The organism is Novosphingobium sp. AAP83, from assembly GCF_001295795.1.
Classification (GTDB): Bacteria; Pseudomonadota; Alphaproteobacteria; order Sphingomonadales; family Sphingomonadaceae; genus Novosphingobium.
This window is the reverse complement of sequence record NZ_LJHY01000002.1, coordinates 54759-66618: the sequence shown is the minus strand read 5'-3', so window position 1 is coordinate 66618 and position 11860 is coordinate 54759. Positions and strand designations below refer to the sequence as shown.

Annotated in this window: 15 protein-coding genes; 10 read left to right on the top strand and 5 right to left on the bottom strand. The window is 59.9% G+C overall.

From position 1 onward, the window contains the following. Positions 1-142: 142 nt before the first annotated feature. The 3 genes from glnA to map all read right to left on the bottom strand — a co-directional run bounded on the left by glnA (position 143) and on the right by map (position 3141). Positions 143-1552 (bottom strand): type I glutamate--ammonia ligase, encoded by a 1410-nt coding sequence (gene glnA / locus IP81_RS01200; protein ID WP_054106148.1) that lies wholly within the window; start codon positions 1550-1552, stop codon positions 143-145. 159 nt (positions 1553-1711) lie between these two features. Beyond that, a complete protein-coding gene (locus tag IP81_RS01195) occupies positions 1712-2050 on the bottom strand; it encodes a P-II family nitrogen regulator (RefSeq protein WP_054106147.1) in 339 nt (112 codons plus the stop codon). A gap of 266 nt (positions 2051-2316) precedes the next feature. Then, positions 2317-3141, bottom strand: coding sequence for a type I methionyl aminopeptidase (map, locus tag IP81_RS01190; RefSeq protein ID WP_054106146.1), 825 nt, complete (start codon positions 3139-3141; stop codon positions 2317-2319). 100 nt (positions 3142-3241) lie between these two features. On the opposite strand from map, the gene IP81_RS01185 reads away from it, so the two are divergent. Genes IP81_RS01185 through argC form a run of 3 tightly spaced genes read left to right on the top strand, consistent with a single transcriptional unit; the run spans position 3242 to position 5989 of the window. Beyond that, entirely contained in the window at positions 3242-4636 is a 1395-nt protein-coding gene (locus tag IP81_RS01185; protein WP_054106254.1) for a M17 family metallopeptidase, read from the top strand. Position 4637: 1 nt separating this feature from the next. Continuing rightward, complete coding sequence (locus IP81_RS01180; RefSeq protein WP_197274473.1) at positions 4638-5063, top strand: SH3 domain-containing protein; 426 nt, start codon at positions 4638-4640, stop codon at positions 5061-5063. Continuing rightward, positions 5060-5989 (top strand): N-acetyl-gamma-glutamyl-phosphate reductase, encoded by a 930-nt coding sequence (argC, locus tag IP81_RS01175; RefSeq protein ID WP_054106145.1) that lies wholly within the window; start codon positions 5060-5062, stop codon positions 5987-5989. Before IP81_RS01180 ends, argC begins: the two co-directional genes overlap by 4 nt. Before the next feature lie 78 nt (positions 5990-6067). Here the strand turns inward: argC and IP81_RS01170 are convergent, their stop codons facing one another. After that, the gene (locus IP81_RS01170; RefSeq protein ID WP_054106144.1) at positions 6068-6385 is read right to left on the bottom strand and encodes a 2Fe-2S iron-sulfur cluster-binding protein; all 318 of its coding nucleotides are present in this window, start codon (positions 6383-6385) and stop codon (positions 6068-6070) included. Positions 6386-6508: 123 nt separating this feature from the next. Between IP81_RS01170 and IP81_RS01165 the strand changes: the two genes are divergently transcribed. Then, positions 6509-7126 (top strand): DNA-3-methyladenine glycosylase, encoded by a 618-nt coding sequence (locus IP81_RS01165; RefSeq protein ID WP_054106143.1) that lies wholly within the window; start codon positions 6509-6511, stop codon positions 7124-7126. 38 nt (positions 7127-7164) lie between these two features. Next, positions 7165-7968 (top strand): SDR family oxidoreductase, encoded by an 804-nt coding sequence (locus IP81_RS01160; RefSeq protein WP_054106142.1) that lies wholly within the window; start codon positions 7165-7167, stop codon positions 7966-7968. A 4-nt stretch (positions 7969-7972) separates the two neighbouring features. Here the strand turns inward: IP81_RS01160 and IP81_RS01155 are convergent, their stop codons facing one another. After that, a complete protein-coding gene (locus tag IP81_RS01155) occupies positions 7973-8263 on the bottom strand; it encodes a 4a-hydroxytetrahydrobiopterin dehydratase (RefSeq protein WP_054106252.1) in 291 nt (96 codons plus the stop codon). Positions 8264-8324: 61 nt separating this feature from the next. On the opposite strand from IP81_RS01155, the gene ccmA reads away from it, so the two are divergent. From ccmA to IP81_RS01130, 5 genes are all read left to right on the top strand, one after another. Beyond that, positions 8325-8900: a heme ABC exporter ATP-binding protein CcmA gene (gene ccmA / locus IP81_RS01150; protein ID WP_054106141.1), complete on the top strand. Its 576-nt coding sequence runs from the start codon at positions 8325-8327 to the stop codon at positions 8898-8900. Continuing rightward, positions 8897-9559, top strand: a complete 663-nt coding sequence (gene ccmB / locus IP81_RS01145) for a heme exporter protein CcmB (protein ID WP_054106140.1) — start codon at positions 8897-8899, stop codon at positions 9557-9559. Before ccmA ends, ccmB begins: the two co-directional genes overlap by 4 nt. A gap of 79 nt (positions 9560-9638) precedes the next feature. Next, entirely contained in the window at positions 9639-10637 is a 999-nt protein-coding gene (locus IP81_RS01140; RefSeq protein ID WP_054106139.1) for a cysteine synthase A, read from the top strand. Between the two features lie 14 nt (positions 10638-10651). Beyond that, the gene (locus IP81_RS01135) at positions 10652-11065 is read left to right on the top strand and encodes a hypothetical protein (RefSeq protein ID WP_054106138.1); all 414 of its coding nucleotides are present in this window, start codon (positions 10652-10654) and stop codon (positions 11063-11065) included. A gap of 8 nt (positions 11066-11073) precedes the next feature. Continuing rightward, on the top strand, positions 11074-11820 hold the full coding sequence (locus IP81_RS01130) for a hypothetical protein (protein ID WP_082355865.1): 747 nt from the start codon (positions 11074-11076) through the stop codon (positions 11818-11820). Positions 11821-11860 lie beyond the last annotated feature (40 nt).

Sequence of the window (11860 nt, the reverse complement as noted above, 5' to 3'; positions counted from 1 at the left end):
TAACCGTTCAACTCAGGTCGTCGCCTGCTGTGGAAAAAATCACGATCTGGGGCGTTGTCCGCCGGGGTGGAGCGATCCGTGGCCCAAAGAAAAAGGCGCCCGGTTTCCCGGACGCCCATTCTTGTTTCGTCGGTCTGAAAAATCAGAGCGAGTAGTACATGTCGAATTCGACAGCCGAAGGCGTGGTTTCCCAACGCATGACTTCTGGCCACTTCAGTTCGATGTAAGCTTCGATCTGGTCCTTGGTGAACACGCCACCCTGAAGCAGGAATTCATGATCGGCTTCAAGGCTGTCAAGCGCTTCACGCAGGCTGCCGCACACGGTTGGAACTTCTGCGAGTTCTGCCGGTGGCAGATCGTAGAGGTTCTTGTCCATAGCTTCGCCCGGGTGGATCTTGTTCTTGATGCCGTCAAGACCGGCCATCAGCAGGGCTGCATAGCACAAGTAAGGGTTGGCCATCGCATCGGGGAAGCGGAATTCGACGCGCTTTGCCTTCGAACCGGCACCGTAAGGGATACGGCATGAAGCCGAACGGTTGCGGGCCGAGTAAGCCAGCAGAACGGGTGCTTCATAGCCCGGTACCAGACGCTTGTAGCTGTTGGTGGTGGGGTTGGTGAAGGCGTTCAGGGCCTTGGCATGCTTGATCACGCCGCCGATGAAGTAGAGGCACATGTCCGACAGACCGGCATAGCCGTTGCCAGCGAACAGGGGCTTGCCTGCTTCCCAGATCGAGATGTGGGTGTGCATGCCCGAACCGTTGTCGGTCTTGATCGGCTTGGGCATGAAGGTTGCCGTCTTGCCATAGGCCTGTGCGACCTGCTGCACGACGTACTTGTAAACCTGCATACGGTCAGCGGTTTGCACCAGCGTACCGAAGGTGAGGCCGAGTTCGTGCTGTGCCGAGGCCACTTCGTGGTGGTGCTTATCGCAAGGCAGGCCCATTTCGATCATGGTCGAGACCATTTCGCCACGGATATCTACGCAGCTATCGACAGGAGCGACGGGGAAGTAGCCGCCCTTGGCGCGGGGACGGTGGGCGAGGTTGCCACCTTCATAATCACGGTTCGAGTTGGTTGGCAGTTCGATGTCATCGATCTTGAAGCCGTTGCCATCGTAGCCGTCATAGAACTTGACGTCGTCGAACAGGAAGAATTCGGCTTCAGGACCAACGTAGACCGTATCGCCCACGCCCGAGGTTTTGACGAAGGCTTCAGCGCGCTTGGCGGTTGAGCGTGGATCGCGGGCATAAAGTTCGCCGGTCGATGGTTCGACGATATCGCAGCAGATGATCATCATCGGCGTGGCCGAGAACGGATCAATGTAAACTGCGGTCAGATCGGGCTTGAGGATCATATCCGATTCGTTGATGGCCTTCCAGCCTTCGATCGACGAACCGTCAAACATCAGGCCATCTTCAAGCTCATCTTCGCCGAGCAGACCGGCGACCATGGTGAGGTGCTGCCACTTTCCCTTGGGATCGGTGAAACGCAGATCGACCCACTCAATTTCCTCGTCCTTGATGCGGGCGAGAATGTCCTTTGCAGTTGCCATTGCTGGTCCTTCTTCTTCTTGCCCCGGTGGAGAGGTTCCGGGGGGATAAGTGGGGTTATGGTTCACATGGAGGCTTGCCCGTCCACAGGCCCACCCCCGCTCTGATGCATTGCCCGGCTGTTTCGGGCGCCGCTTCAACTTGTTATAAAAGTGGACAAATCAGATTGCGTCGTCGTTGCGTTCACCCGTGCGGATGCGGAGTGCGCTTTCGACAGGGATTACGAAAATCTTGCCATCGCCGATCCGTCCGGTTTGCGCAGCAGAAGCGATTGCTTCAACCACGCGATCAACCAAAGCGTCGGTCACGACGACTTCGAGTTTTACCTTGGGCAGGAAATCGACGACATATTCTGCGCCGCGATAGAGTTCGGTGTGGCCCTTCTGTCGACCGAAGCCCTTGGCCTCTGTCACGGTGATGCCTGAAACGCCGATTTCGTGCAGCGCTTCTTTCACTTCATCGAGCTTGAACGGCTTGATGATGGCTTCGACCTTTTTCACGTCGTTTTGACCCCTGCAACGCGGGCCGGTCAGCCGAAATGGCAGACCGGCGTATGATCCCGTGTGGCAGCGACCTAACAAGAATCGTGCCACGCTGATTATAGGTAGCACTAGGCCATCGTGCGACGGCGGGAAAGCAAGAAATTGGGGGGTTGGGAAAGAATTGAAACGAATGCGCCAACAAGGCTTGCCCATCGTTGCGCACTTGTGTTCGATTAATGCACAAAATTTGCGCAAGGCCTGCTTATTTTTTAGGCAGAGCTCGATCAGTAGGGCGGATTGTGGAGTCCTTTGGGGCTGAGCGTGAAGATTTCGCAGCCGGTCTCGGTGATGCCGATGGAATGTTCAAACTGTGCCGACAAGGAACGATCACGCGTGACCGCTGTCCAGCCGTCTTCGAGGATTTTGACGCCGGGCTTGCCGAGATTGATCATCGGTTCAATCGTGAAGAACATACCGGGCTTCAATTCGGGGCCGGTCCCGGCGCGGCCGGCATGGATGACTTCGGGAGCATCGTGGAACAGGCGGCCAAGGCCGTGGCCACAAAATTCGCGCACGACGCCGTAGCGCTGCTTTTCGGCATGGGCCTGAATGGCGGCGCCGATATCGCCCAGCCGCGCACCGGGTTTGGCCTTTTCGATGCCGATCATCAAGCATTCGTGCGTCACATCAACCAGCCGCTTGGCCTTGAGCGGGACATCACCGACCAGAAACATGCGGCTGGTATCGCCGTGCCAGCCATCGAGCAGCGGGGTGACATCGATATTGACGATATCACCGTCTTTCAGCGTCTTGTCTGAAGGAATGCCGTGGCAGACGACATGGTTGATCGAAATGCAGCAGGAGTGGGTATAGCCGCGATAGCCGAGCGTGGCCGGAACCGCGCCGCCATCAAGCGTCATCTGGCGCACGACATCATCAAGATAATCGGTGCGCACGCCGGGTTGCACCAGCGGGGCCAGAGCATCGAGAATCTCGGCTGCCAGACGGCCTGCTTTGCGCATGCCCTCAAAGCCCGCAGGGCCGTGGAGCTTGATCGTGCCATCGCGCTGGACGAGATCGTTGTCTTCAACTGTCACATATTCGGTCATGCGGGGCATATAGCGAGGTTGCGCGCAAATTGCGAGACGTTGCCGCAAATGCAGTTTCCTCTCGCAACAGGCCGTGCTCTGCGGCATGAATAGGAGCGATATGAACGACAGAAACGCGCTGATCCAGCCTGATCGCGGCCAGCAGGCCATTGCCCTTCACCTTGTCGACAAGACGACGCTGCCTGATTTCCTGAAAAGCCTGAATGCGGGGCAGCGCGCCAGCATTGCTGCGCAGAAGTTTGAAGGCGGCGGATATGAATATGCGATTGTGCCTGACGGTGACGGCTGGTTCGCGGTTTCGGGCGTGGCCAATGTGAACAACCTTTCGTCGTGGTGCCTGGCCAAGCTGGCCGATGTCCTGCCCGGTGGAACCTATCGCCGCGTGGGTGGCCCGGTGGGCGGTCCGGTGGGCAGGGCGCTGCATGGCTGGGTGACGGGGCAATACCGGTTTGACCGCTATCGCAAGGATGCCAAGGAAACAGAACCGCGCATTTTGCTAACGGCAGAAGTCGCGCTGATCGAGGCTGCCTTGGCCGAGGCGGCGGCTGTGCTGATGGTGCGCGATCTGGTGAACACCCCTGCCGAAGATATGGGGCCTGCCCAGATGGAAGCCGAAGCGCGCGCGCTGGCCAAGACCTATCATGCCGAAATCCATGTGGTTTCGGGCGATCTGCTGGAGCGGGATTATCCGATGGTCCATGCGGTGGGCCGGGCCGCTGCGCGCAGTCATGCACCGCGCCTGATCGAAATGGAGTGGGGCGATCCCAAACATCCGCGCGTGGCGATTGTTGGCAAGGGCGTGTGCTTTGATTCCGGCGGGCTGGATATCAAGCCATCATCGGGCATGGCTTTGATGAAAAAGGACATGGGCGGCGCGGCGCATGCGCTGGCGCTGGCGGGCCTGATCATGACGCTGGGGTTGAAGATCCGGCTGCATGTACTTGTGCCTGCTGTGGAAAATGCCATTTCCGGCAATGCTTTCCGTCCCGGCGATATTCTGCGGGCGCGCAATGGCCTTTCGGTCGAGGTGACCAATACCGATGCCGAGGGGCGGCTGGTGCTGGGCGATGCCCTGGTGCGGGCTTGCGAATTGAACCCTGAACTGGTCATTGATTTTGCCACATTGACCGGCGCAGCGCGCGTGGCTTTGGGGCCTGATTTGCCCGCGATGTTTGCGCGCAAGGATGCCACGGCTGATCAATTGCTGGCAGCAGGGCTGGAGCGGGACGATGCCTGCTGGCGGTTGCCATTGTTCGAAGGCTATCGTGAATATCTGAAGTCCGACGTGGCCGACCTGCAAAATTCCCCTGCGAACGGCTTTGCTGGGGCGAGTGTTGCGGCGCTGTTTCTTGATAGATTTGTGAGCGATGGCGTCGATTGGGCTCACTTTGATACATTCGCTTGGCGGCCTGCCGCAAAGCCGGGACGCCCCAAGGGCGGAGACGCACTGGGATTGCGCGCGGTTTGGGGCCTGTTGAAGGCGCGGTACGCCTGAAATGCGCGCCACCTTGCCTGATCGCGCTGACACGGCTAATCGCCCTGCTTTCCTGTTCCGGGGGCAACCTGAATTGACCGTTGAAGCATCGCCTCTCCCCATTGACGTGCCGACCGTGCAGCTTTCGCTGTGCTGCCCGTCAGACCGTTCGGACAAGCCGCACCTACCAGTGCGCGGCGACCTTGCGCATATCGGCCTGGCCGGGCGCTATTTCGTGCCGCACTACGCCGTGCCGATGCCGCATGTTGTGAAGGCAACTGCGATGTTGCGCGGGGCTGGCAAAGCCGGGGGCGATGAACTGCGCACGCTTGCTGCGGGCGAGGTGTTCGATGTGCTTGATATGGCAGGCGGCTGGGCATGGGGGCAGGCCAAGTCTGATCTGCTGGTGGGCTATGTCGAGCTGACCGCGATTGAGGCCGTGGCGTGACCACGTCGGTTTTCATCGATGGTGCGGCGGGGACGACCGGGCTTGAGATTGCAGACCGGTTGGCGGGACGCCCTGAATTTACGCTGATTGCGCTGAACGATGCACGCCGCAAGGATGACGCCGCGCGCGCCGAGGCAATCAACGACGCTGATGTAGTGATCCTGTGTTTGCCCGATGATGCTGCGCGCGATGCTGTGGCGATGATTCGCAATGATCGCACGCGGGTGATTGATGCATCGACCGCCCACCGTGTGGCCGATGGCTGGACTTATGGTTTTCCCGAGATTGCCGGACGCGAGGTCGTGGCGCAATCCAAGCGGGTTTCGAACCCGGGATGTTATCCCACGGGCTTTCTCGGGCTTCTGGCACCGCTGGTGCATAACGGGCTGTTGCCATCGGCGTGGCCCTATAGTTGCAATGCCATTTCGGGCTATTCGGGCGGCGGCAAGGCGCTGATCGGACGGTTTGAAGAAGATCGCGACATCGCTTGGCGCGGTTACGGGCTGACTTTCGGGCACAAGCATGTGGGCGAAATGCAGCGTTATGCAGGCCTTGCGATTGCCCCGCTGTTCAGCCCCGCTGTTATCGCGGCACATCGCGGCATGGTGGTGGAAGTGCCGCTGCCATTGGGCGTGATGCCGGGCAATGTGCCCGCTGATCTGCTGCGCGCGGCACTGACGCAGTTCTATGCAGAATCGCTCGTAGTGACCGTGGCGCAAGAGCTGCCAGCCAAGGGCGAATTGCTGATGCGCGCATCGATGGAGCCATGGGACGGCTTGCGCCTGCATGTGATGGGCAGCGAAGATGGCGAGCAAGTGCGTTTGGTCGCCGTGCTCGACAATCTGGGCAAGGGCGCAAGCGGCGCCGCGGTGCAGACGCTGAACCTGATGGCCGGTCTTGATGAAACGGCAGGGCTGCGGTTGTAGTTCAAATTCAGTGCCAACAAAAAGGCCCGCGCTCCTTATGGAGGCGGGCCTTTTTCGTTGGCGCGACGGCGCGGAAGATCAGTCTTCCGGAGCGATCGTTACGCGCAGACCATCGAGCGCGCCGGTGATCTGGACCTGGCAAGACAGGCGCGAGGTTTCGTTGCGATAGTCAGAGCTATCAAGCAGGTCGTTTTCGTCTTCGCTCATCGCAGGCAGTTTGTCTGCGAAAGCAGGGTCGACGAAGATGTGGCAGGTTGCGCATGAGCAGCATCCGCCGCACAGCGCCAGCAACTCGTCAAAGCCATTGTCGCGGATTGCTTCCATTACGGAAAGACCGGCATCGGCCTCTACAGTCTTTTCTTCACCAGCACGATTGACAACGACAAGCTTCGGCATCGTCTATTCTCCAAACGTAGCGTCAGGGCACGGCCCCTGTTCGCCTTTGGACGGGGCTGCTATCGCGACTTCCCGGCTTTGGCAACTGCCGATGCCCTTAAAAGCAACAGATCGAGGATTTGAATGGGCCTGACAGCAGCAGCGATCCGCGAGGGGCTTGATCATATCGCCCGCATAACCCCGGCATTGGCGGGTGCAATAGGGCGTGTCGGCTATCCTGAGCCGCGCATTCAGCCGACGGGATACCGGACACTGTTGCGCACGATTGTTGGCCAGCAAGTGAGCGTTTCATCGGCTGCGTCGGTGTGGAACAAGTTGCAGGCGCTGCTTGGCGAAGATATGCCGCCGCAAGATTTGCTCGATGCGGATTTCGACGCTCTGCGTGCCTGCGGTCTGTCACGACAGAAGCAAGGCTATGCCCGATCCCTATGCGAACTGGTGGCTTTGGGTACGCTGGATCTGGCAAGCTTGCCCGCTGATGACGAGGAGGCGATTGCCGAACTGGTCAAAATCAAGGGAATCGGGCGTTGGTCAGCCGAAATATATCTGCTTTTTGCCGAAGGGCGACCCGACGTTTGGCCTGCTGGTGACCTTGCGGTGCAAGTGGGTCTGGGCAAATTGCTGGGATTGGCTGAACGCCCGAGCGAGAAAGATACGCGCGCGCTGGCTGAAGCCTGGCGGCCCCATCGCGGGGCAGCGGCGATCTTTACGTGGCATTGCTATAACAATCCGGCGATGTAGTATCCAATATTGACATCAATGTAATCAAGGGCGGGGCAATGGCGCGCAAGACGATTTTCATCACCGGCGGAGCATCGGGCATTGGCCGCGCTGTGGCGCAGCGCTTTGCCGACGGCGGCTGGTTTGTGGGCATTGCCGATATTGACGAGGCAGGGATGGCGGCAACGGCTGCGATGCTGCCGGTGGGCCAAAGCTCTTGCCACAAGCTTGATGTGCGCGACAGGGCCGGCTGGGATGTGGCGCTGGCGGATTGCGCTGCGGCTTCGGGCGGGCGGATTGATGTGGTGTTCAACAATGCCGGAATCCCGATTGGCGGGGCAATTGTTGATCTGACGCCCGAGGAAATAGAGCGCACGCTCGACATCAATATGAAGGGTGTGATCTTTGGCGCGCAGGCGGCCTATCCTTGGTTGAAGGTGAGCGGTCCGGGTTCGGTCTTGCTGAACACTGCGAGTGCTGCGGGCATTTATGGGACGCCGGGGGCCTCTGTTTATTCAGCCACCAAATTTGGCGTGCGCGCGATTACCGAATCACTTGATGGCGAATGGGCAGACGATGGCATCTGCGTGCGCAGCCTGATGCCCAGCTTCATTGATACGCCTTTGTTAAGCCATGCAACCAACCGCGCGAGCAATGAGGATATCCGCACGCGCGTGGTAAATGCCGGGCTTGAGATCACGCCGGTTGGCGATGTGGCCGAAGCGGCATGGGCCGCCGTACACGGGGACAAATTGCACATATTGGTTGGCAAAACCGCACGGCGGATTGCCTTTGCATCGCGCTGGATGCCCGGATCGCTGCGCAAACAGATGCGATCATCCAATCGGCCGTTGGGGAAATAGCCGCTTAGAGAAACATCTCCATCGCCCGTGCCATGGCGTCGTCACGTGCGGAAAGGCCGTCGGCATCGTGCGTGGTCAGCGTCACATCGACGCGATTGTAGACGTTGAACCATTCGGGGTGATGATCGGCCTTTTCGGCATAGAGCGCGACGCGGTTCATGAAGCCCCATGCGGCCGAGAAATCGCCGAACTTGAAGGTGCGTTCAATGGCTTTGCCATCGGCGCGCAATGTCCAATCAGGCAGGTCGGATAGCAGTTTATCGCGTTCGGCATCGGACAAGCGGGTGATAGCCATGGTGATCCAATCAAATTGCCATGCTTGGCAGGATGCATGCTTTCCCCTATCGCGAGCCCCCATGCAAGACTGTCGTCTCGTCGCCAATGATATCGCCTGTAGGCGGGGGGATCGAATCCTGTTCCGTGGATTGTCTCTGGCGGTCGGGGCGGGACAGATTGTCCATCTGGCGGGGCCGAACGGGATCGGCAAATCAAGCCTGATCCGCATTCTGGCAGGACTGCTGCGGCCCTTTGCCGGAACGGTTGAGCGCGAGGGCGCACTGGCGCTGTCGGATGAAAGGCTGGCGCTTGATGGCCACCAGACGCTGGAGCAGGCGTTGGGATTTTGGCGCAAGATTGACCGTCCGGCAGATTCGCAGGCGGATTTCGGGCTTGCCGACTTGCTGGATGTGCCGGTGCGTTTTCTTTCAACCGGGCAGCGCAAGCGAGCGGCTTTGGCGCGACTCGCGGCCAGTGAAGCGCCGATATGGCTGCTGGACGAACCTTTGAACGGGCTTGACCAGCATTGGTCCTGCATGGCGCAAGTTGCGATCAGCGCGCATTGCAAGGCAGGCGGGGCGGTGGTGATTGCATCGCATCAGCCGCTTGCGATTGAGTATGTGCAAACGCTGCAAGTTCTGGATTACGCGGCATGATCGGTCGGCTGTGGCCCGTGTTTGTGCGCGATTTGACCTTGTTGACGCGGGGCGCGCAGGGGCGGGGCGGGGCGGTGCTGCCGTTGTTGTTCTTCCTTGCGGTGGCGATGCTGTTTCCGTTTGCGGTGGGGCCTGATGCGCGGCTGCTGGCGCGCACGGGGGCTGGCGTGATCTGGGTGGCGGCGCTGCTGGCGGCGATCCTGCCGCTGGACAGGCTGGTTGAGCCAGACCTTGAAGCGGGTTTCTTTGACCAGTGGGCGCTGCGGGGCTTTTCGGAAGAGGCGCTGCTGCTCAGCCGTATTCTGGCGCACTGGATCAGCTTTGGCATACCGTTGATGATTGCCGCGCCGATTTCCGCAGGGCTGCTTTCATTGGATGCCGCGCAATTGCAGACGGTGGAGCTGGGCCTGCTACTGGGAACGCCGGGGTTGGCGGCGATCGGCGTGACGATTGCGGCGTTGACCGCAGGTTTGCGAGCAGGATCAGCGCTAGGCGGATTGCTGGCGATTCCCTTGACCGTGCCGCTGCTGATTTTCGGGGCAGGGTCGCTTCAGCCCGATGGCGAGGGCGGGCTTGCCTTGCTGGCGGCATGCAGCCTTGTGGCTCTGGCGGTTGCGCCGTTTGCAGGCGGGGCAGCGATCCGGGCCGGACGCGAGTAAGAAGGGCGCGAGTAAGACTTGTTGGCTTCCAAGCGCAAATGCATTGGCATTCGGCCCGAGTCTCCTTAAAACAGAAACTATGATAGTTCCTGCGATTGCAAACGATACGATCTCCCTCATCGGAAACACCCCGCTGGTCCGGCTAAACGGGCCGAGTGAGGCTGCCGGATGCGACATTTACGGCAAGTGCGAATTTGCCAATCCCGGTGCATCGGTCAAGGATCGGGCCGCGCTTTGGATCGTGCGTGATGCCGAGGAGCGCGGGCTATTGCAGCCCGGCGGGACGATTGTGGAAGGCACCGCTGGCAATACCGGCATCGGCCTTGCGCTGGTGGCCAATGCGCGCGGATACAAGTCTGTCATCGTGATGCCCGAGACGCAATCGCGCGAAAAGATGGATACCTTGCGGGCTCTGCGGGCGGAACTGGTGCTGGTGCCTGCTGCGCCGTTCTCCAATCCGGGCCATTTCGTCCACACGTCGCGTCGCATTGCTGAGGAAACCGAAGGCGCAGTCTGGGCCAACCAGTTTGACAATATCGCCAACCGCCGCGCCCATATTGAAAGCACTGCGCCTGAATTGTGGGAGCAGATGGAGCACCGCATTGATGGGTTCGTTTGTGCTGCGGGCACCGGCGGGACGATTGCAGGCGTGGGCATGGGCCTCAAGGCCTTTGACGAGAAAGTCACCATTGCACTGGCAGACCCGCATGGCGCGGCGCTTTACAACTATTACGCCTATGGCGAGTTGAAGGCCGAAGGTTCATCGGTTGCCGAGGGCATTGGTCAAGGCCGCATTACCGCCAATCTGGACGGCGCGCCGATCGACACCCAATTCCGCATCTCTGATGAGGAGGGGATTTATTGGGTTGAGCGATTGTTGGCCGACGAAGGGCTGTGCCTTGGCCTGTCGAGCGGGATCAACGTGGCAGGCGCGGTTGCGTTGGGCAAGCAACTGGGCAAGGGTGCCCGCGTGGCGACGATCCTGTGCGACACCGGCTTTCGCTATCTGTCCTCGCTATACAATCCTGAATGGCTGAAGGCCAAAGGGCTTCCGGTGTTCCCATGGCTGGAGCAATAGGGTAAAGGCAGGCCATGCCCTTGTCTGACAGGTCGCAGGCGCGCAGCACTGCTCTTTCCGGGCCTGAACCCGTGCCTGTGCCAAGCGTGCTTGCCTATACACCTCCCTCTGCGCGTGAATTGCGCGCCCAGGCGGTCCACCGGTTGCAAGTGGGGATGTTCGGCCTTGCCGGGATGCTGCTGATCGTCAGCCTTGCCAATGTGATCATGGACCGCGCCAAGTATCTTGATGAAACGGCGGTTAATGTAACCGAACCTTTGGCTTCGGCCAGTGAAGCCAAAGGTAGCGAAACAAAGGCCAGCGATCCCCTGGTTGATATGGGTGTGGCACCCGAATTGCCGGTTTCTGGCAACGATCAGCCAAAGCCAAGCGCTACGCCTGCTTCGCCGCGGCAGTCTGCGCCAGCCGGTAAAGCCCCCAACCGCTGAGGCAGGCCATGTCGCGCCGATTTGTTTTGCTGGCGCTGGCATTGCTGGTGGCGCTGGCTGGCGGAGGGCTGTTTTGGCAACGTAATGCGAGCAAGGGGGATGCCGGCCAGAACCAGGCGGCGCAGCAACCGCTTGGCCTTTTTACCAGCCTGCCGATCTTGTGGGGCGAACACGCCGATTTGCGCGACGTTTTGGCAGAGCCGTCAAATTCGCACTCTGCCAAATCCGTGCTGGAGCACCATGGCAAGGTTGTGGCGCTTGATACCCTTGCCGACCTTTCCCGATTTGATCGCCTGATCATGGCGCAGCCCCGGCCGCTTATGCCGGAAGAGAATGTGGCGCTTGATGGCTGGGTTCGTGCAGGCGGCAGGGCCCTGGTATTTGCGGATCCCATGCTTACGCAGGACAGCGCTTTTGCCTTGGGCGATAAGCGGCGTCCACAAGATGTGGTGCTGATCTCGCCTATTCTGGGGCGATGGGGGCTGGAGTTGCGCTTTGACGATGCGCAGACTCTTGGTGTGCGGGAAAATGCGGGCGAGGGCGTGCCGGTGAATTTGCCGGGGCAATTCGCGATCAGGACGGGTGGCGTGGATGCGCGCTGCAAAATCGGTCCCGAAAGGCTGATTGCACGCTGCCGCATTGGAAAAGGCCGGGTTTTGCTGGTCGCCGATGCCGCGTTGCTGGAAGCTGATGATGATCAGGGGGTGCTGGCTGACAGGCTTGATACGCTGCTGACCGAAAGTTTCGGCGACTGAAGCATCTCCCTTACGGGATAATACGGGCAAGAAGCGGGGT

Coding starts and splice junctions, on each gene's coding strand:
- glnA (WP_054106148.1), bottom strand. CDS start 1,552: ATGGCAACTGCAAAGGACATTCTCGCCCGCATCAAGGACGAGGAAATT.
- map (WP_054106146.1), bottom strand. CDS start 3,141: ATGACCGAATATGTGACAGTTGAAGACAACGATCTCGTCCAGCGCGAT.
- IP81_RS01185 (WP_054106254.1), top strand. CDS start 3,242: ATGAACGACAGAAACGCGCTGATCCAGCCTGATCGCGGCCAGCAGGCC.
- IP81_RS01180 (WP_197274473.1), top strand. CDS start 4,638: ATGCGCGCCACCTTGCCTGATCGCGCTGACACGGCTAATCGCCCTGCT.
- IP81_RS01170 (WP_054106144.1), bottom strand. CDS start 6,385: ATGCCGAAGCTTGTCGTTGTCAATCGTGCTGGTGAAGAAAAGACTGTA.
- IP81_RS01165 (WP_054106143.1), top strand. CDS start 6,509: ATGGGCCTGACAGCAGCAGCGATCCGCGAGGGGCTTGATCATATCGCC.
- IP81_RS01160 (WP_054106142.1), top strand. CDS start 7,165: ATGGCGCGCAAGACGATTTTCATCACCGGCGGAGCATCGGGCATTGGC.
- IP81_RS01155 (WP_054106252.1), bottom strand. CDS start 8,263: ATGGCTATCACCCGCTTGTCCGATGCCGAACGCGATAAACTGCTATCC.
- ccmA (WP_054106141.1), top strand. CDS start 8,325: ATGCAAGACTGTCGTCTCGTCGCCAATGATATCGCCTGTAGGCGGGGG.
- ccmB (WP_054106140.1), top strand. CDS start 8,897: ATGATCGGTCGGCTGTGGCCCGTGTTTGTGCGCGATTTGACCTTGTTG.
- IP81_RS01140 (WP_054106139.1), top strand. CDS start 9,639: ATGATAGTTCCTGCGATTGCAAACGATACGATCTCCCTCATCGGAAAC.
- IP81_RS01135 (WP_054106138.1), top strand. CDS start 10,652: ATGCCCTTGTCTGACAGGTCGCAGGCGCGCAGCACTGCTCTTTCCGGG.
- IP81_RS01130 (WP_082355865.1), top strand. CDS start 11,074: ATGTCGCGCCGATTTGTTTTGCTGGCGCTGGCATTGCTGGTGGCGCTG.